The organism is Neobacillus sp. Fa239, from assembly GCF_055395235.1.
In genome coordinates this window covers 5166326-5185270 of the sequence record NZ_AP041611.1, presented here as the reverse complement: position 1 = coordinate 5185270, position 18945 = coordinate 5166326, and the positions used below count along the sequence as shown (strand labels likewise).

The window sequence follows — 18945 nt, the reverse complement described above, 5'->3', positions numbered from 1 at the left end:
GGGGGTATTTTTTATGAAAAAGCGTAGTATTGTAACGGGAGTAATGGCGGGTATGCTTACGCTATCCTTGGCGGCCTGCAGCTCCTCATCATCATCTTCGAATTCTTCAGGTTCCATCAAAACTCTAAAAATCGCATCCCAGAACTACACAGAAGCGCAGATTGACGATTATCTGCTGGCCGATTTAATTGAAGCCAAAACGAATATTAAAGTAGAAGTTACGAAAACAGCAGGGGTTTCCGGGTTAATCCATAGCCTTCTCAAAAAAGGCGATGTCCAGTTATATGTCAGCTATGACGGGACAGAGTTTATGGAGCAGTACAAAAAATCATATACAGGTGAATTCGCCGGCAATCCGGACAAGGTTTATGACTATGTAAAGGCGCAGGAAGCTAAGGACGGAATCTGGGTTTCTCCAAAGCTGGGTTATCAAGATACGTATGGGATCACGGTCAAGGCTGATACGGCACAGAAATACAATTTGAAAAACGTCTCTGATTTGTCTTCTGTTGCGAAAGATATGGTACTGGGAACAGACACGACATTCCCAAATCAGGAACCAGTCGGGTTAAAAGGGCTGGAAGCTGCTTATAACATCAAATTTAAAGATGCAAAACCGATGGATTATAATCTGATCTTCCCTGCATTAGATAATGGAGCTGTTCAGGCGACGGTTTCGTACAGCACGGATGGGCGTTTGAAGAAGTTGAACCAAGTCATCTTACAGGATGATAAATCCTTCTTCCCACCGTATTTCGGAGTGGTCTTAATCGATGAAAAGACTCGCAAAGCAGCTAAATTGGATGAGGCGCTAAGGAGCTTATGGGGAAAAATCACTGAAGAGGAACAGACGGCGATGAACTATGATGTTGATGTCCTGAAAAAGGATCCGAAACAAGTTGCCCATGACTTTCTCGTGAAAAAGAATTTGATTAAGTAAGTGAACGGCTGCCTTCGGGCGGCTCTTTTTTAAGTAAGTTTTACTATATTAATAGATTTGAGGGAGGCTTTTATAGTGGTTTTTAATGTTCGTGATTCTTTTCTTCGCATCAAGACCGAGTTTCCACGAGAGATCCGCGAAATTGAGCATGTTTGGATTCCGATGTCGGATGGCACTCGACTTTCGGCACGCATCTGGCTGCCTGTGGATGCCGAACAGCATCCGGTTCCGGCTATTCTGGAATATATACCTTATCGCAAGAATGATTTTACGGCGCTTCGTGACTCGATCCGCCATCCATATTTTGCTGGCCATGGATATGCCAGCATTCGCGTAGATATGCGCGGTTCCGGAGATTCGGAAGGCATTTTGTACGATGAGTATTTGCCGCAGGAGCAAGATGACGCGATTGAGGTTCTTAATTGGATTGCGGAGCAGCCATGGTGTACAGGAGCGGCCGGGATGATTGGGAAGTCCTGGGGCGGCTTTAATGGTTTGCAGGTTGCAGCACGCCGTCCGTCACCGCTTAAGACAATCATCACACTTTGTTCCACGGATGATCGCTACGCCGATGATGTTCACTACTTAGGTGGGAGTCTCTTAGCTTCCGATATGCTTTGGTGGGCCTCCACGATGCTGGTCTATAATGGCCGGCCGCAAGATCCGCTCGTGGTAGGTGAAGAGTGGCGTGCCAATTGGCTTGAGCGCCTCGAGAAGACACCGCCGTTTGTTGAAGCATGGGTTAATCACCAGCGGCGCGACACCTTCTGGAAGCATGGATCGGTGTGCGAGAACTATGAAGATATCAATATTCCAGTTTTTGCGGTGGGGGGTTGGGCAGACGGCTATACGAACGCCATCCTGCGTCTCTTAGAAAATCTGCCAGGACCGCGAAAAGGGCTGATTGGTCCTTGGGCCCATGAGTATCCTGAGGTTGCCGTGCCTGGTCCGAACATCGGCTTCCTGCAAGAATGCTTGCGCTGGTGGGACTACTGGCTGAAAGGCATCGATACTGGCATTATGGAAGAACCGATGTTAAGGGCCTGGATGCAGGATAGTATTGAACCTCGCACGGCCTATGCCGAGCGGCCGGGAAGATGGGTGGCTGAAAGCTCATGGCCAACGCCGAACGTCATGCCTACGGATCTCTGGTTGTCAGCAGACCAGCAATTGGTGGGCGCACCTCCGACAGAATCGGCGAGTGTCACAGTGACAAGCATGCAAGCGCATGGACTCTATGCAGGTGTTTTTTGTCCGTTTGGTCAGGCTGGAGATCTGGCCTCAGACCAGCGCATGGAGAATGGCCTGTCCGTCTGCTTCACGTCGGATCCGCTCATAGCGTCAATGGAAATTCTTGGCTTCCCCGAGGTAACGGTTGAATTGTCATCTGATCAACCCAACGCCCAACTTGCGGTTCGGCTGTGTGATGTAGCCCCGGATGGAGCCTCGACACTGGTAAGTTGGGGAATGCTGAATTTGACCCATAGGGAGAGTCATGAGCATCCGACCCCACTAGTTCCAGGTGAACGTTACACAGTGGCAGTCCGCCTTAACGCGATCGGGCACGTTCTTCCTGTCGGCCATCGCTGGCAAGTTGCGCTGGCGCCAACCTACTGGCCTCATGCCTGGCCATCACCTGAGCCGGTCACGCTGCAGGTAATGACAGGAAAATTGACGCGGTTGACGTTGCCTGTTCGTCCCCCACAGGAAGCGGATAATGAGCTGCCTCCTTTTGACGAGCCGGAGACAGCTGCCTTGATGAAACGGGAGATCCTGCGTGTGGGCGACCGTACACGTGAGGTTCAGCATGATCTGATCACGGATGAATGGCGTCTTGTCGATTTCTCAGATGAGGGGGAGCGCCGGTTACTTCCGAACGGGATTGAGTACGGTAGCACGAACCGTAACACATACACGATTAAGGAGGGAGAACCTTTATCTGCTCAGGTTTGTTGTGAATGGACTTTGAAAGTTGGCCGTGGAGAGTGGCAGACACGACTGGAGAGTATCAGTAAAATGGAAGCTGATGCCGAGCAGTTTTTCATCATCAATGAACTTAATGCCTACGAGGGCGAGGACCAGGTATTTTCTAAAAATTGGAACTGCAAGATTCCACGTGACCTCGTGTAATGGAATTTCTATGAAAAAAACCATGGGGATGGTCTCAAGGATTTTTGAACGTTTCATTCCGAAATCTTTAGACGGCTGGTGATGAGTGACATTTGTTGCCCCTAAATGAAAACATTCCAAACAGGCTGTCGAGATATTCTCAACAGCCTGTTTTTTCATCATTATATAAATTTAGCGATTTGTTGCCGTTGCCCAAACAGGCTTTCCATCTGGCCGGTAGATCACAACATTACCATCGTCCTGAACTACTAATTTGCTACCAGGATTATTCCAGGTATTGGATGACCAACGGGATTGATTGGCTGTGTCATAGATAACTAGATTTCCGTCCGCCTGCATGATGCAGGTACCAATTGGAATACCGTTTGTATTTGAGGCCCAAATAGCCTGTCTCTGAATAGTTGTCTGTGGTGGATGAGCAATATTGCAATCATGCAGTTGATTTGTGCTTTGAGTGACTTGGGAACTAAGCTGACGAATTTCACCAAGTATTTCCGTTCTGTCGCTGGTGCTAGTTGATTTACCTAATTGACTATGAAGATTGTCAATCTGTCTTTGCAATTCTTTAATTTTAGTATCAATCGATTGGCACTCTGGGGCAAGGGCACCTGTAACTTTTGTGTTTTTATAAAGCACCAGATTTCCATCACCCTGGAAGACAAAGGTATATAGACCATTGGCTGAGTTGATTGGGTGGTCCGTTTCAAGGATTTCACCTGGTTGCGCGTCATCCCCGGCAGCAGCTGGGCCTGAAGGAAGCGCAAATCCTCTTTTTGGCTGCCATGGGTGGCGTTCCCAATCAGACCACCAGCTTTCTATCTCTCCCGGAACGGCTCCGCCTGCCTGTTGGCGCTCATGTACTTGATCACGTAGCATATTCTTGAGCTTTCTCACTTCCTCAACTGCTTTAAGATCTACTGGAATCGCCTGAGGAGGATAAACTGGGCGGCCATTATCATCATACTTCAGAAGGAACCCATTGGCAGCATACTCTAGCTCCCAAATTGCCTTGCGAGTTTGTACAATTAACCTGGTGTTACGCTGATGCTTGGAAATCTCATCGGCAAGGTTCCGATAGTCCGCTGGATTCTGTTGTTTAGCTTGAATGATATCATCAGCACGCATATAACCATGCGCCATGCGGATATCAATCAAGCCAGGGTCTATCGTCATGATGTCATGGAGGTCGAAGTCAGGTTGGATAACGGTCAAATTCACTCCCCAGCCATTCGGTGGATCGATTTCGTTTAAGACAAGTTCGTTTGTCATGATGTCATCAGCGGCACGGTTTGCCACATCGGCCATATTAGCCATCCCAGCATCAAATGATTGTAAAGGCTTACCACTTATAGCACTGCGAGCGGAGTCTACCCCGCTTTGTGAAGCTATAATGGCATAAACATCGGTTGCCCCTTCCTGAATGGCAACTTGAATCGGCACTATTTGACGAACGCCGCCATCTACGTAATTCTCGGAGCCGAGCGCAACTGGTGGGAAGGCCAAAGGAATGGAAGCAGACGCAAGTGTACCTTGAACCAACTTGACTTTCAATGGGACTTGCTGCGGCGGGTGAGCAATATTGCAGCTTTTTAATTGACTTTTCAGTTGACTAATCTCTTTATTGTGCTGCCATATTCCTGCAATTATTCCCGTTTTCGCGGTGCCAGCTGACCCTGAAAGTTGATCCTGAAAATCGAGGAGTTCTTTTTCCATCTCCTTAATACTATCAGCAATGGTGCGGCACTCTGGTGCAAGGACATAAGACGGTCCCATTACAGGTGTTTTGTCATCCCTCTCCAACATGATCCCAGACTCGGTCACATAACGGAGTGCACCACTTTCAAGTGCAACTACAGCTAAGCGCATCTTGATACCGCTGTTCTGCACCTTACTCAAATCTAGCTTCGAAGGGTCGTTCAGCTTGGCAAGAATCGGTCCGAGATTATAAAGTGAGAGTGAACTTCCATTAACCACCTTATCAAGATCATTTTTTAGGTCCTCAATATCATTCGCTGTATTAAACATATCGATGGCAAACCAAATCGGGCCAACCACTGGTATGGCCAATTTGCCTAATTCCAAGCCAACCGAACCAACTTTCTCTATGGTTGACTCCTTTAGAAAGGCGATTACATCCGAGTTTTTAATATCAGTCAACCATGCCTCCTCTTTCCACATATCATCGCTGGTTTTCAGTCCACGCCAGATGTTAATCAGCCCTTTCAGTCCACGCGTGGCGTCTTTTCCATCCCCTTCACCCTCAGCCAACTTAATCGCATTGATTGCCCCGACTGAAGTACCTGCTATAATGGAAGGCTTTAAATTGTGTTCATAAAGATACCGTGCAGCCCCAACCTCAAAATCACCTTTTGCACCGCCACCACTCAACACCAGTCCAACGGTCATCCTTTTTCCTCCCAAATCCCTTTTGATATTTGCTTTAAAATTGAAAGTTTAGGTATCCTTTACCCTCATTCCAAGCCTTGTACTACATTATTCATAAAAACAGGATAATATCCCCAAAAATATGTAAATAGATTCAAAAGTCTATTGAAGGTTATAAAGCATAGGTAGGAGTTGGAACTCTATTTTATAAAAATATGAATAATAAAGACCTTAGGGATGTTTCTAGTGGCTTGCATAAACCATGAGAACCGTCACTGTGGTGTTCTATTAAACAATTCTTTTGGAAATTTACTCATTAACTGAAAGATTATCAGACACAAATAATCCATTGAAAGACCTACCTAAAACCAGAATCGAACGGAGGTAGTTCTTTTTCACTGCTAAAATTACATATTTAAATAATTTTCACTCTACTAAAGTCGTGAATTTTTTGGTAAATATTGTTGATATATTTCTGGTAATGATGTAAAATATAGGAAATAAGTATGGGGAGTGATATTTTATGCGATCATACTTCCAAAGACTTTACAAAATAGTAGTTTCTATCTTTAATTACTTTTTTCTAGAGGATATTACTAAGCCAAAGAGAACAGCTTTGGAAATTCTTATAAGTGCTTCTATTCTTGATACAAATGATTTTGCTGTAAAACAATCAAATATCTATTGTAGAAGTCGTGAGGAAATAACTGAACAGCCTGTTATCGAGCAGAAGGAACAGATACATCACAATGCTCCAATGATACCAGACATTAAAAAGCAGTTTAGAATCTGGTCAGCAAATATGCGAGAATATGACTCCATTAGAAATCGATTATTAAATTCAGTATGAATAGTAGTCCTGTACTGTCGCTAAATACAAACACCCCTGTTGAATTTGAGTCGTATGCGGATTCGTAAGCAGATAAACGTAGAAGTATTTGTCCTCTGGAGTCATCTCCTCCAAAACAATCGGATTCGTCCAAAAATCAGTACGCACCATTCTATACTTTGCCATCCTCAACCACTGTCCTTTCTTCTATTAAAATTCTTCTTATAGATGATATACAGATAAATAAAGGGGAAGGACGGTATGGTTTTTATAAAAATGTGATTGTTTTATGACAAAACATCTTATTGGTGGAAACAAAGTTGGATATATTGTTTAGTTGGAAGTAGGACTGAAAAGTATTAACATATCGTGAGGCGATATGTTTCGGCAAATTTCTTTCTTCAAATATGAGAAAAACCCTTATGTGTAGAGGGTTAGAGCGATATTTAATTAAACGTTTGATTAACAAAGAATTTTGTCAAATGGTTTGATAGATCGCAAAAACGGAAGTTATAGTTGGTTTTTGGAGATTTACAGAGAAACATAAACGAGGTATTCGACAAAAAATTTCTCCGGAAATAGACAATCGTTCGTTTTTCCAAAGGGTTTGTGCTGGATTTTATCAAACGTTTGATTAACATCGAATCGGGTCGAAAAATGAAAGAGGGTTCGTGTTTTCAAAACACGAACTCATCTTTAAAGTATACTCATCTTTGAAAACTAAGAATTTATCCATTTCAATTTTTTCACCTTTCTAGCTCTCTCAATCCATCATTCAAAACTTAACCCCATGACCTTTTGTGACTGCTAAACTAAAGAAGACAGTTTTCGCTTGATTAGAAGAAACACTTATTTACCCAAATATACCCGTAAAGCATAAGCATCTTCCATTGTAAGATGTTTTTGAATTTATTCATACATCAATTAGGGTACAGAAAAGGTAGATAGGTGGGAATGTATATAGAAATACAACAATTAGTTAAGAATGAAATTAGTAAATCCAAAGTGGCAGAAAAGCTTGAGGTTCCAAGGAGAGGATATCATGGAGTTAATAAAACATAACGATCCAGTGGCCGTGTCGTTTTTGCGAGCGGTCCAAACGGGAGATGTGGAGGCGTTGCGTCGTCTTTTGAACGAGTATCCTGGTATGGCCTCAATGAGAGCCATTGATAACAAAGAGGGAACGCGTACTACTTTGCACGTGGTTACGGATTGGCCAGGATACTTCCCAAACGGTCCCGAAATTGTAAAAATGCTGATTGAGGCAGGAGCAGATCCTAATGCCCCAGCTACAGGGGGAGTCTTTTCGGAGACCCCATTGCACTGGGCGGCCAGCAGTGACGATGTGGATGTTGCTGCTGCGTTAATCGATGGTGGAGCCGACATTGACTTGCTTGGTGGCTCCATCGCTGGCGGTACTCCATTGGACAATGCAGTGGGTTATGGATGTTGGAACGTTGCGAGACTTTTGGTAGAGCGGGGTGCGCCTGTGAACAAGCTTTGGCACGCAGCAGCTCTAGGTATGATGTCTCGCGTAGAGGAACTGATGGACTCCAATCCAGCACCTACGGTGGATGAAATTACTGAGGCTTTCTGGCAAGCGTGCAGTGGAGGTCAACGGCGTGTTGCCCAATATCTACTTTCCAAAGGAGCTGACATAAATGGGGTCCCTGGTTACACGAATCAAACACCACTCGATGCCGCGGGCAGTCTCGACACTCGGAGGGATACCTTTGTTACCTGGCTGAAAAGCAAGGGCGCCAATTCATCCAAGCAGAGCTGAGCACCGAGCAAAAGCACCATTCGAATAGACCATGAAATTCAACTGGAATATGTCGTAAAGAGGCTTTAAGATTTAAGAAATGATCTTCAACAAACGGGCGCGTTTATGGAGTAAAGATAATATCCCAATTTCTCAATTTTAGTATTGAGGAATTGGTTTTTTTTTTTTTATTGGAATTTCCTTAACGTTTATGCAGTATGGCTGTAAAAGGCTTGACGAAGTGACGGTAGCTTTCAGGGTGGGGAAGGGACGATACTAGCGGTAAGACGTTGATAGGAAGCCTATTGAATTCATGCGGAAGATTTTACATAAGAGATTGAAGACATTCCGAAAGAAGACTGGGAAGTTACTTACAATGAGCCATCCTTAATCTAGGACCTTTTATGGAGGCAACGCTGCTTTAGACCGGGTTATGGAAAATATTTTTTGTCAAAAATCTAGTATATTCCTAGTAACCGAATAATAAAAATTAATTTGTAGCAAGTATTTTTCAAATATTGCTAAAGTATAAAGTTAACGATTTGGTTATCAAAAGAATATAATTTCACCAAATCTATTAGGAGCTGGCAATTTTTGAAGAGTGGACATGCTTAAAAAAGATTGGGGAGAAAATATGGGCATTATATCGGACATTGCAGATGTAGCTGGGGCAATCTCAAAGGTAAAAGACGTTATAACAACATTTAATCAAGCACGGTCAGTGATTCTAGAAATTGATAATAATACGGATCTTAAATTGACGAAGGCTAGTGAAAATCATGATCATGGTGGCTGGGCAGAAACGCCAACCGGTGAAATTCCCCCTCATAAGGCTTTGGTATTTGGATCACAAAGCAGCGCATGGAGTGTAGCGACTGGCACAGAAGGAAGTATCACCTATGCTGGTGATGGCATCCAACTTAAAGCCTATTGGGATGATCCATTTATAGGCAGTAACAGTTGTGACCTGCAATTAACTGGCCCAAACGCAAAGAATTATCGGATTAACAAAGAATGTGGTGTTGGAAATACCCAAGCCCGGATGCGTTACGAATTATTTTTTGCTCCCGTTGGCCCTACTGCGCAAGGTACCATCATGCACCCTAACGAGGTACTCGACGCTGACCGACCTATCCATTCAGCAAACGGTTTATATACATTCGTTTTCCAAGGGGATGGAAATCTAGTTCTATATAAAAACACAAGTAATAAAGATCGAATAGCACTGTGGGCTTCAGGGACCAATGGGAAAGTTCCAGTTGGGGTCTGCGTCATGCAAGGCGATGGAAATCTGGTGATTTATGACACGTATAGAACGCCACTTTGGGCATCTGGGACTTCTACAAGTCCAGACAGTCAACTGGTTGTCCAGGACGATGGTAACGTAGTCATTTACCAACCTGACGGAAAGCCGGTCTGGTCAACACACACCAGTGCTCCTGTTGGCCCAATCGCACAAGGAAGCATTATGCACCCTAATGATCTACTTGGTGTTGACCGGCCTATCCATTCAGCAAACGGATTGTATACATTCGTTTTCCAAGGAGATGGAAATCTTGTACTCTATAAAAACACAAGTGATAGAAGTAGAATAGCACTGTGGGCTTCGGGTACCAACGGAAAAGGACCAGTTGGGGTGTGCATCATGCAAGGCGACGATAATCTGGTAATTTATGACGATTATAGAAAGCCGATTTGGTCATCTAAAACATCTGGAAGTTCAGGCAGCCAACTAGTTGTCCAAGACGATGGTAACGTGGTCATCTACCGAACTGACAGAAAGCCGGTCTGGGCCACAAACACCATGCAGTCGAAGTAACAAAATTTGTCTGTTTTTGAGACAGCTAGACAATTTAAATCTGGAAAGGTCCGGATAGCTTACAACAATGAGGAGGAATTGTTTGGTTCTCAAATGATTGAATAAGTTTAAGGGCAAAACAAACCTGATTGGAATTCTCCAATCAGGTTTGTTTTTTTATTTGAGTTCTAATTGCGTCTTTAATTCGCTCTGAATCCATTGTTTTCCTTCAGATAAAACAAGATCGTAATCTACAAAGTATATACTTGTAAAAAATTCCATAATATAATATTTTTAGATAAAGATACTACTATAATATGAAAGACTTTTAGAAGTTCGAGAAATGAAGCCTCCTATTCTTTTTGTTCCTGCTGATAAGAGAACAGATGAAACTTACATAAAAGATGCAACTAAAGATAATGAAAATGAAAAGCAGGACCTGATAAAGTTAATGGATAAGACTGAAAAACATTTTCAGATTATTTTTAATAGTATGAAATATTGGTGCGGGATTCAAATTTAAGATAAATATTCAATCAATAGGGGGACAGGGCTTTGAAAAAGAAGCTGGAAATAGTGAAAGGAGTTATAAAAAGGAATAAAATACATTATGTTATAGCATCAGTTGCAGTTATAGCTTTGGGATATTACTCTTATACATATTTTCATAGTTACCAAGTATCTAAATATGTAAAAGAAAATCCTAACAAAGCTATAGCTGTAGCTAATACAATTGATCGATCAAAATGGAATTTACATTTAACCTCTGCTACACCTGAAGATGATGTTATTCAAGATATGCACGAAATGACTCATCAAAAGATTGAAGCAGCTCAAAAATGGGGAGCAATTCCTATGATTCCTGACACAATCAATCAAGCTTATAATTGTATAGTATCAAGTGACTTCAACCATAAAAGTGAATTACTTGATATGGTTAAAAGATGGCAGAAGGGAGATTTTACATATATTGCTTCAGACCATAACTACCTTTGGAGTCTTGAAGGTGGAACAGTTGGCAAAGCAACCGGTAATGCTACTCCTGAAGAAGAAGCTCAATTTATATTGGAAAACTTTGGCGGCAAAGTGAAATAAGCTCCCATGACCATGGGGAAAGACCTCAGCGACAACTTTCTTTAGCAATTTGGAAGACGTGGAAATGGGACTCATCCTAATGAAAATATAAATGGTATCCATTTATAGATCGATTTTTTAGAAACACCCACATGAATGCTCTATTATTGTCGAATACATTCATTTGTTAGTTTTGGAATGTTTTAAGTGGATCCAATCGGATATGAATTTACTATAATTATTATTTAGGATGATTAATCGGGATGAACCGTATCATAAGTAAATGAGGATATTAGCCATACCTCTCCTTAAGGTTGGGGAGGCTAGAACATTATTAGTTTTCTTAGCGGAAATAGAAATGATAAGAATGGTATTGTCCACTCTTATCGGTTGGGTGGTCAGGTTAATCACCCGATCTGATAAATAGACGGAGAGATTTCTCTTAATTAGTAAATCTAATAAAAAGTAGCTTAATTAGACGGAGGGATTCCGCCTATTGTCTCGAAAAAAGTGAAAATAGGGTCATTTTGCTATGCATAATCGGAAAACTTCCCCTTATATACCCCGAAACGAGCTCCATTCTGCATTTAACCGAAAAATCTCCGCTTATTTTACTTTTGCCGATTACTTAACTAAGGACAAAATTCTTATTTAAAAGGAAGTGAGATGAAAACCATCGCGATACGGATTTTTTTAAAAAGGGTGATTTTATTAATCCAAAAGAACCTCATTTAGATGCGATACGGTGAACCGTACCATAAGTAAATGAGGTTTTTGTCATTTTGGGATACAAGATGGCTGATTTAGATATTTATATAATCATGCAAATTAGATCAGGAATATTAAAATTCAAAGATGAACAAGTAAGTGAATCGACAAATAGGTTAGGGGGTTCAGTTCTCTATCGCAAAAATCTTAAATAGAATTGAGCAACAGGACCTATCTTTTATCGGATAGGTCCTGTTGTATTCAAACGTTTTGGATGAATCATGAATTAATTTTGGAGCAAAATGGAATTCTCATTTCACTTCGTTTATTTTTCCTCCTCTAAATCTCCACAATATTGACTGATTAGCTTAACTGCCCTTGTTTGGCTGATGTTTAGATCTTTTGCAACTTTTCTGGAGCTTCTGTGTTTTTTGTAGGATTGAATCACCAATGTTTTCTTTACGTGTTCAATCGCATGATCAAGTTCGGAAGGGAGGAGGTGATGCGTTTTAGGTTTAATATTTTTTAAGATTAAATCAGGCAAATCTTTATGCTGAATGATGGAATCACCTGTGACAACCAGCCTTTCCATCACATTTTCAAGCTGGCGGATGTTTCCTGGCCAGGAATACAAATAAAATAAGTCCAGGCATTCTTGGGAGATAATCTTGTTCATTTCATATTTTTTATTAAATTTATATAAAAAATTATAGGTTAATGGAATGATATCTTCCCTTCGTTCCCGTAGCGGCGGCAATTGGATATCAATGATATTCAGGCGGTAAAATAAGTCTTCACGAAACTGATTATTTTGAACCATTTCTATCAAATCGCGGTTTGTTGCCGTGATAATTCGTACATCTACCTTTTTCATTTCGTGCCCGCCAATCGGAAGAAACTGCTTTTCCTGAATGACCTGAAGAAGCTTGGCTTGCAGCAATAACGGCATTTCACCAATTTCATCGAGAAATAATGTGCCCTGGTCCGCAATCTCGAGCAAGCCTTTTTTTCCATTTTTGCTTGCGCCAGTAAAGGCTCCTTCCGTATAGCCAAACAGTTCCGACTCTAGTAAATCCCCAGGCAGTGCTGCACAGTTGATTTTTAGAAACGTTCGGTTCCTTCGCTTGCTGATATTATGAAGGTGGTTGGCAAGCACCCCTTTTCCTGTTCCCGATTCTCCCTGGATTAAAATCGTGGAATCGACCTTGGCAATTTTCTCGCAAACTTTTAAGATATTTTTCATCTTTTCACTATTGGTGATGGGTGTAGAGTTGATTTGGCTTTCGGAAGATACTGTATCTGCTTTTTCTGTTTTGATCGTTTTATAATTTTGCAGCTCCTGGGAAGTCGTCACCACAAATTCGATTTCATTTTGTTCATTCAAAATGGGGACGGCTGTCGTTAACAATTCCGCACCAAGATAAGTCGTCATCTTGATCGTGACCGTTTTTTTCTCTTTAAATACGATGGGGATAATGGACGGTTTCCAGTATCCTTTTTCAAAGAGCTCCGAGTTGTTTTTCCCCACTACATCTTCCGGTTTTAAACCATAATGTTTCTCACAGACACCATTCACATAAATAACCCGCTGCTGGGAATCAAGCACAAATATTTCATCAGAGGAATAATCGAGAATTTTTTTTAACGTCTCCACGGTCATTTCGAAAGGGCTTTGCATGACGGATACCATTTAACCTTAACCTCCCAATGAATTGAGTTAGTTTTAATTCAGTGAGTTGAAATCAACTCGAATTTTGAACTATATTTTAGTATTTTTCTGAATATATCAACTCTTTTAATGTTGGCACGATACTTGCATTTAATAAAAGTGAGTGTCGTTAAGACATAAATAAAAAATCTCATTGAATTAATTAAACAAAATATTCAACAGCTTGTAAACGCTTAATTTCTACTATTGTCACGTTGTATTTAGTAGTTTGTAAGGTGAGTTGGTCTTGGTTCATTTTATCATCCAGTCTGTTACAAGTGTTGAAAGGGGAGATGGTAGTTTAAAAGCAAACGGGTATAGTACACTCGCCATCAGGTAAAGGAATATATTCACAATCATTTTAGGAGGAAACTTAACATGGCTTATAATGAAGTAAAAAATAGAACAAACCGGACATTCGAAAGAACATTAACTTATGATTTATATACGGATCCAAAAGTGTATGAACAAGAAATCGACGAAGTTTTTGCAAAATCATGGCAATTGGTTGGACATGTCAGCCAGTTGGAAAATCCAGGACAATTTTTTACAGCAGAAGTTGCTGGCGAGCCACTGCTGATTTCGCGGGCAAATGATGGTGTCATTCGCGCATTTTATAATGTATGTCCACACCGTGCAACAAAGCTTGAGAAAAAAGATGAAGGACAAAAGAAAATTTTCCAATGCAGCTATCATGGATGGACTTTCCATTTGGATGGGAAATTAAATAAAGCGCCTAACTTTACAGGAGAAGATGCAGCATGTGTAAGTGACTGTTCTTTACGGACTGTAAGGATCGAGATTATTGAATCATTAATTTTTGTTAATCTGGATGATAATGCTGAATCTTTAAGTGAAACATATGGTGATTTCTTTGACCGTTTAGCAAGGTTCCCTTTCTTGAGTGAGTTGAAAAGAGTCAACCAAAAAACCAGAGTCCTTAAATGCAATTGGAAAGCATTTATTGACAACTATCTGGAATGTGATCACTGTCATGTCGCACATCCGGGCTTTGTTGCCACTTTGGATATGAAAAATTATCAAATTGTGACATGCCAGAATTATTCTCTTCAATATTCCGAAGTAAAGCCGAATAAAACGATGGGCTCAAATGATTTAGACCAAGCGGAGATGCAGGGCGGCGAGTTCTACTGGTTATGGCCAAACCTAATGGTTACGCTTTATCCGGGTCCAGGAAATATGGCAACCATCCAAATGGTTCCGATTGACCATGAAAACACGTTAGCCGTTTACACTTACTATTTTAGAGATGAAAACCTGACACAAGAAGAAAAAGATTTAGTTACCTTCGCTGAACAAGTGAGAGAAGAAGATGTAGAACTCGTAGAATTGGAGCAAATTGGCTTCAACTCCCGTGCTTTCAATAGAGGGGTTTATTCAAAATCGGAGAAAGCTATTGTTCAATTTCATGAATTAGTATTGGAGGCATTGGGACGATGACAACTGTAAAGATTGCAGAAAAAAAGCATTTATTTATTAATGGCCAGGAGGTTGAGGCGGACTCTTATTCGCCTCTCTATTCCCCTTATTCAGATGAGCTAATTGCAGAAATTGCTATGGCGGATGAAGAGTTGACTAAAAAGGCCATTGGATCTGCCTATGAAGCCTTTCAAGCTATTTCAAAAATGCCGGCATTTCAGCGCTCGGCGATTTTAGAAAAAGTGGTAGAATTATTGAAAGAAAGAGCGGACGAAGCGGCGGAAATTATTGCCCTTGAGTCAGCGAAACCGATATCCTTTGCAAAAGGTGAGGTATTCAGGACCATTGAGACCTATAAATTTGCGGCAGAAGAAGCAAAGAGAATTTATGGTGAAACCATTCCCTTTGATGCTGCTTCAGGAGGCGTGGGAAAGGTCGGTTATACCGTCCGCAAACCGATTGGAGTCATTGGGGCGATTACGCCGTTTAACTTTCCAATGAATCTTGTTGCCCATAAAGTGGGGCCTGCTATTGCCTCTGGGAACTCAATTGTGTTAAAACCTGCATCACAGACCCCCCTATCCGCCTTATATATTGCCGAACTTTTTAAAGAAGCAGGGCTTCCGGACGGGGTATTGAATGTGGTGACCGGATCCGGTTCGGTTGTAGGAGAGGCGATTATAAACGATGATCGCGTTCAAATGATTACCTTTACAGGAAGTCCGGCGGTTGGAATCGGCATCCGCAATAAAGCAGGTTTAAAGAAAACGACTTTAGAGCTTGGGTCAAATGCTGCGGTGATTTTAGATAGGGATACAAATATTGATCAAGTTATTGATCGCTGTATTATGGGAGCTTTCTCCAATCAAGGCCAGGTATGTATTTCCTTACAGCGCGTTTATGCCCATGAAGATGTTTATGATCAATTTATTCAAAAATTCGTTGAAGCAGCGAAGCAATTAAAGATTGGCAATCCGCTAAATCCGGAAACTTATATCTCTTCTTTAATTTCAAAAAAGGAAACGCAACGTGCTTTAAGCTGGATTGATGAAGCAAAACAAAACGAGGCAGTGGTTTTAGCCGGCGGAAAATTAACCGATGGTATACTAGAGCCAACTGTCATTGTAAATGTAGATCCATTGTTAAAAGTATCCTGCCAAGAAGTATTTGCCCCAGTCGTCATTATTAATAAAGTGCAATCTGTTGAAGAAGCGATCGGTTATGTCAATAATTCGCGGTACGGGCTGCAAGCAGGCATTTATACGAAAAATGTTGATCATGCCCTTTTGGCAGCTGATACGCTTGAAGTAGGGGGAGTAATGATTAATGATATCCCTTCCTACCGCGTCGATCATATGCCATATGGCGGTGTAAAAGAGAGCGGAACAGGCCGTGAAGGAATCAAATATGCAGTTGAAGAAATGACTGAATTAAAATTAGTGGTATGGAACAGAGGCGAAAAATAATGAGCACCTATAAAATTGCCGTTATCGCTGGAGATGGGATTGGCCCGGAAGTCCTCCAGGAAGGAATAAAAGTTCTAAATAAAATTGCCGAATTGGACGGTTCCCTAAAGTTCGAGTACACCTACTTTCCATGGGGCTGTGAGTATTACACAAAGCACGGCGTCATGATGGATGAAGACGGGATTGAAAAATTGCAGGCCTTTGATGCAATCTTCCTTGGGGCTGTCGGTTATCCAGGAGTCCCCGATCATATTTCATTATGGGATTTGCTTTTAAAAATTAGAAAAGGCTTTGACCAATACATTAACATCCGTCCCATTACGTTATTGAAAGGGGCAACATGCCCATTGAAGGACGTAAAGCGGGAAGATGTGGACATGCTGTTTATCCGCGAAAATAGTGAGGGTGAATATGCAGGGGCTGGGGACTGGTTATTTAAAGGTCAAGAGAACGAAGTGGTCCTGCAAACGGGGGTATTCTCGCGAAAAGGGACGGAACGTGTAATCCGCTATGCGTTTGAAACGGCAAGAAAAGAAGGCAAATCACTTACTAGCATTAGTAAAGGAAATGCTCTCAACTATTCGATGGTTTTTTGGGATCAGATTTTTGAAGAAGTGGGTAGGGAGTATCCGGATGTAAAAACCGCTTCCTATCTTGTTGATGCAGCAGCGATGTTAATGATTACAGACCCGAAACGCTTTGAAGTGGTCGTCACTTCCAATTTGTTCGGTGATATCTTAACGGATTTAGGTGCAGCATTGGCTGGAGGGATTGGTCTAGCAGCAGGTGCGAATATCAATCCGGAAAGAAAGTATCCTTCCATGTTTGAACCCATTCACGGGTCTGCCCCAGACATTGCCGGAAAAGGGCTTGCCAATCCATTGGCAACCATTTGGTCCGCAAGTCAGCTGCTCGACTTTTTAGGATATGAACATTACGGGAAACTCGTGCTGGAGTCAATCGAGGAGCTGCTGGTGGAAGGGAAGATTTTAACACCTGATATGAAGGGTAAAGCGAGCACTTCCGAAGTTGGGGACCACGCTGTGGAAATTATTCATTCACTATCATCCATAAAGGCTTAATGTTCACTTATCGATTTATCCCCTTCTTTTTGGTTGTTCAACTAAAAAGAAGGGGGACTTTTCCAAAATGAATGATCAGATCATAACGGAAGCTGAATAATTTTTGACGTTAAATTCTGAAAATTACAAAATAACAGGGGGAAAGCAAATGAAAGTAGAACAACGTAGTATTGATTATATTCCAGATTCGGAGCGACATGGCAAAGCGAGGGATCTATTTAATATCTGGTTTAGTGGAAACATGCAGCTTACACCGGTTATTACCGGTGCTGTTGCCATATCCCTTGGTCTGAACGTATTCTGGGCGTTAATTGCGGTGGTTCTCGGCAATTTGATCGGCGGATTGTTTATGGCGACTCACTCTGCCCAAGGCCCGAAGCTTGGCATACCGCAAATGATCCAAAGCCGGGCACAATTTGGTGTCATCGGCGCTATCTTACCATTGATTCTTGTTATGGTCATGTACATCGGATCTGTATACTACAGTGGTTTGCTCGGTGCTGAAGCGATTCATAGCGCCATCCCATCCATTCCTATATGGCTTTCCATGATTGTCCTAAACGGTATCACTTTGGTGGTCACCACCTATGGGTATGACCTCATCCATAAAATTGAGAAATATTTTGCTGTTATCTTTGCAATCGTTTTCATCCTAATTACTGTGGAAGCTGTTCGCCTTCCATTACCTGCACATAGCTGGTCAGCTTCCGGTTTTAAAGTTGGGCCATTTTTGATGGCATTAAGTGTTTGCACCACTTGGCTTTTGACATATGCACCATATGTCGCTGATTACTCCAGGTATTTACCACGAAACACATCGACACGGGCAACGTTTGGCTGGACATATGCTGGTGGGGTTCTCGGGACAGGCTGGACGATGGCCCTTGGCGTCATCCTTATCGCTGCATCTCCAAAATTCGGGACGGATCCGACTGGATTTCTTGCCAACATGGTCGGCCACACTTTGGCACCGGTCATCTATATCGTCATTGTGCTAGGAATCCTTGGTGTTAACGTGCTGAATCTCTACTGTGCTTTCATGGCAACTGTTACGTCCATTGAGCCGTTCACGAAAATGAAAGTGACCCCAACCAAACGCTTTAGCATCCTGGCCATCTGTACGATTATTGCGACATGGCTCGGCATCGTTGGTCAAGGCAACCTTGTGACCATCATGAACGATTTCATGCTATTGCTTCAGTACATCATGGTTCCGTGGAGCGCTATCAACTTAGTCGATTACTACCTGCTTCGTCGTGGGAATTATAGTATCAAAGATATATTTGATGTAAACGGCAAATACGGAAAATTCAACTGGACTTGTATCGGGGCGTACCTAATCAGCGTCGTCGCACAAATTCCTTTCATGAATGTAGAAGGTATTTTTCAAGGACCCGTTTCGAAAGCTGTCGGTAACGCAGACATTTCATGGGTGGTTGCTTTAACTTTACCAGCCATCATCTACTACTACGCGATGAAGGCCAAATTAACTGCGACAGGTGAACTTCAAGAAATCGAGCACAAGCAAGCTTCAAAAGTAGTCAATCAATAACTTGAGTGCCTAATCTAAAAATACTGCTATCCCATGAGGCTTACGAACTCGTGGGATAGTATTTTTTTAGT

At 42.0% G+C, this 18945-nt stretch carries 13 protein-coding genes and 1 pseudogene; 11 read left to right on the top strand and 3 right to left on the bottom strand.

Translation table 11 applies throughout. The features are described from left to right. Nucleotides 1–13 precede the first annotated feature (13 nt). Both ACZ5XR_RS25570 and ACZ5XR_RS25565 read left to right on the top strand, forming a co-directional pair. Nucleotides 14–940, top strand: a complete 927-nt coding sequence (locus ACZ5XR_RS25570) for a glycine betaine ABC transporter substrate-binding protein (RefSeq protein WP_464499247.1) — start codon at nucleotides 14–16, stop codon at nucleotides 938–940. Between the two features lie 75 nt (nucleotides 941–1015). Further along, complete coding sequence (locus ACZ5XR_RS25565; RefSeq protein ID WP_464499246.1) at nucleotides 1016–3070, top strand: CocE/NonD family hydrolase; 2055 nt, start codon at nucleotides 1016–1018, stop codon at nucleotides 3068–3070. Between the two features lie 171 nt (nucleotides 3071–3241). On the opposite strand, the gene ACZ5XR_RS25560 is transcribed toward ACZ5XR_RS25565, so the two are convergent. After that, a complete protein-coding gene (locus tag ACZ5XR_RS25560) occupies nucleotides 3242–5476 on the bottom strand; it encodes a patatin-like phospholipase family protein (RefSeq protein WP_464499245.1) in 2235 nt (744 codons plus the stop codon). 502 nt (nucleotides 5477–5978) lie between these two features. Between ACZ5XR_RS25560 and ACZ5XR_RS25555 the strand changes: the two genes are divergently transcribed. Continuing rightward, complete coding sequence (locus ACZ5XR_RS25555; RefSeq protein WP_464499244.1) at nucleotides 5979–6305, top strand: hypothetical protein; 327 nt, start codon at nucleotides 5979–5981, stop codon at nucleotides 6303–6305. A gap of 42 nt (nucleotides 6306–6347) precedes the next feature. Here ACZ5XR_RS25555 and ACZ5XR_RS25550 read toward each other — a convergent pair. After that, nucleotides 6348–6470: pseudogene (locus ACZ5XR_RS25550) on the bottom strand (DNA replication protein DnaD); the annotation flags it as partial. 856 nt (nucleotides 6471–7326) lie between these two features. Here ACZ5XR_RS25550 and ACZ5XR_RS25545 point away from each other — a divergent pair. The 4 genes from ACZ5XR_RS25545 to ACZ5XR_RS25530 all read left to right on the top strand — a co-directional run bounded on the left by ACZ5XR_RS25545 (nucleotide 7327) and on the right by ACZ5XR_RS25530 (nucleotide 10939). Then, nucleotides 7327–8067, top strand: coding sequence for an ankyrin repeat domain-containing protein (locus tag ACZ5XR_RS25545; protein WP_464499243.1), 741 nt, complete (start codon nucleotides 7327–7329; stop codon nucleotides 8065–8067). Between the two features lie 586 nt (nucleotides 8068–8653). Next, nucleotides 8654–9865: a hypothetical protein gene (locus ACZ5XR_RS25540; RefSeq protein WP_464499242.1), complete on the top strand. Its 1212-nt coding sequence runs from the start codon at nucleotides 8654–8656 to the stop codon at nucleotides 9863–9865. A 322-nt stretch (nucleotides 9866–10187) separates the two neighbouring features. Continuing rightward, nucleotides 10188–10367, top strand: a complete 180-nt coding sequence (locus tag ACZ5XR_RS25535; protein WP_464499241.1) for a hypothetical protein — start codon at nucleotides 10188–10190, stop codon at nucleotides 10365–10367. 32 nt (nucleotides 10368–10399) lie between these two features. Next, entirely contained in the window at nucleotides 10400–10939 is a 540-nt protein-coding gene (locus ACZ5XR_RS25530; RefSeq protein WP_464499240.1) for a DUF6241 domain-containing protein, read from the top strand. Nucleotides 10940–11951: 1012 nt separating this feature from the next. On the opposite strand, the gene ACZ5XR_RS25525 is transcribed toward ACZ5XR_RS25530, so the two are convergent. Further along, on the bottom strand, nucleotides 11952–13316 hold the full coding sequence (locus ACZ5XR_RS25525) for a sigma-54 interaction domain-containing protein (RefSeq protein ID WP_464499239.1): 1365 nt from the start codon (nucleotides 13314–13316) through the stop codon (nucleotides 11952–11954). 396 nt (nucleotides 13317–13712) lie between these two features. Here ACZ5XR_RS25525 and ACZ5XR_RS25520 point away from each other — a divergent pair, with 396 nt between their 5' ends. From ACZ5XR_RS25520 to ACZ5XR_RS25505, 4 genes are all read left to right on the top strand, one after another. Further along, on the top strand, nucleotides 13713–14795 hold the full coding sequence (locus tag ACZ5XR_RS25520; RefSeq protein WP_464499238.1) for an aromatic ring-hydroxylating oxygenase subunit alpha: 1083 nt from the start codon (nucleotides 13713–13715) through the stop codon (nucleotides 14793–14795). Then, nucleotides 14792–16240 carry an aldehyde dehydrogenase family protein gene (locus ACZ5XR_RS25515; protein ID WP_464499237.1) on the top strand — a complete coding sequence of 483 codons (1449 nt, stop codon included), beginning with the start codon at nucleotides 14792–14794 and terminating at the stop codon, nucleotides 16238–16240. The genes ACZ5XR_RS25520 and ACZ5XR_RS25515 overlap by 4 nt, the downstream gene beginning before the upstream one ends. Next, a complete protein-coding gene (locus ACZ5XR_RS25510) occupies nucleotides 16240–17322 on the top strand; it encodes a tartrate dehydrogenase (protein ID WP_464499236.1) in 1083 nt (360 codons plus the stop codon). The genes ACZ5XR_RS25515 and ACZ5XR_RS25510 overlap by 1 nt, the downstream gene beginning before the upstream one ends. 148 nt (nucleotides 17323–17470) lie before the next feature. Continuing rightward, nucleotides 17471–18874 (top strand): purine-cytosine permease family protein, encoded by a 1404-nt coding sequence (locus ACZ5XR_RS25505; protein ID WP_464499235.1) that lies wholly within the window; start codon nucleotides 17471–17473, stop codon nucleotides 18872–18874. Nucleotides 18875–18945 lie beyond the last annotated feature (71 nt).

Excerpts from the sequence above, each read along its gene's own strand:
- ACZ5XR_RS25570 (WP_464499247.1), top strand. The coding sequence starts at position 14 with ATGAAAAAGCGTAGTATTGTAACGGGAGTAATGGCGGGTATGCTTACG.
- ACZ5XR_RS25560 (WP_464499245.1), bottom strand. The coding sequence starts at position 5,476 with ATGACCGTTGGACTGGTGTTGAGTGGTGGCGGTGCAAAAGGTGATTTT.
- ACZ5XR_RS25555 (WP_464499244.1), top strand. The coding sequence starts at position 5,979 with ATGCGATCATACTTCCAAAGACTTTACAAAATAGTAGTTTCTATCTTT.
- ACZ5XR_RS25545 (WP_464499243.1), top strand. The coding sequence starts at position 7,327 with ATGGAGTTAATAAAACATAACGATCCAGTGGCCGTGTCGTTTTTGCGA.
- ACZ5XR_RS25540 (WP_464499242.1), top strand. The coding sequence starts at position 8,654 with ATGCTTAAAAAAGATTGGGGAGAAAATATGGGCATTATATCGGACATT.
- ACZ5XR_RS25535 (WP_464499241.1), top strand. The coding sequence starts at position 10,188 with ATGAAGCCTCCTATTCTTTTTGTTCCTGCTGATAAGAGAACAGATGAA.
- ACZ5XR_RS25525 (WP_464499239.1), bottom strand. The coding sequence starts at position 13,316 with ATGGTATCCGTCATGCAAAGCCCTTTCGAAATGACCGTGGAGACGTTA.
- ACZ5XR_RS25520 (WP_464499238.1), top strand. The coding sequence starts at position 13,713 with ATGGCTTATAATGAAGTAAAAAATAGAACAAACCGGACATTCGAAAGA.
- ACZ5XR_RS25515 (WP_464499237.1), top strand. The coding sequence starts at position 14,792 with ATGACAACTGTAAAGATTGCAGAAAAAAAGCATTTATTTATTAATGGC.
- ACZ5XR_RS25510 (WP_464499236.1), top strand. The coding sequence starts at position 16,240 with ATGAGCACCTATAAAATTGCCGTTATCGCTGGAGATGGGATTGGCCCG.
- ACZ5XR_RS25505 (WP_464499235.1), top strand. The coding sequence starts at position 17,471 with ATGAAAGTAGAACAACGTAGTATTGATTATATTCCAGATTCGGAGCGA.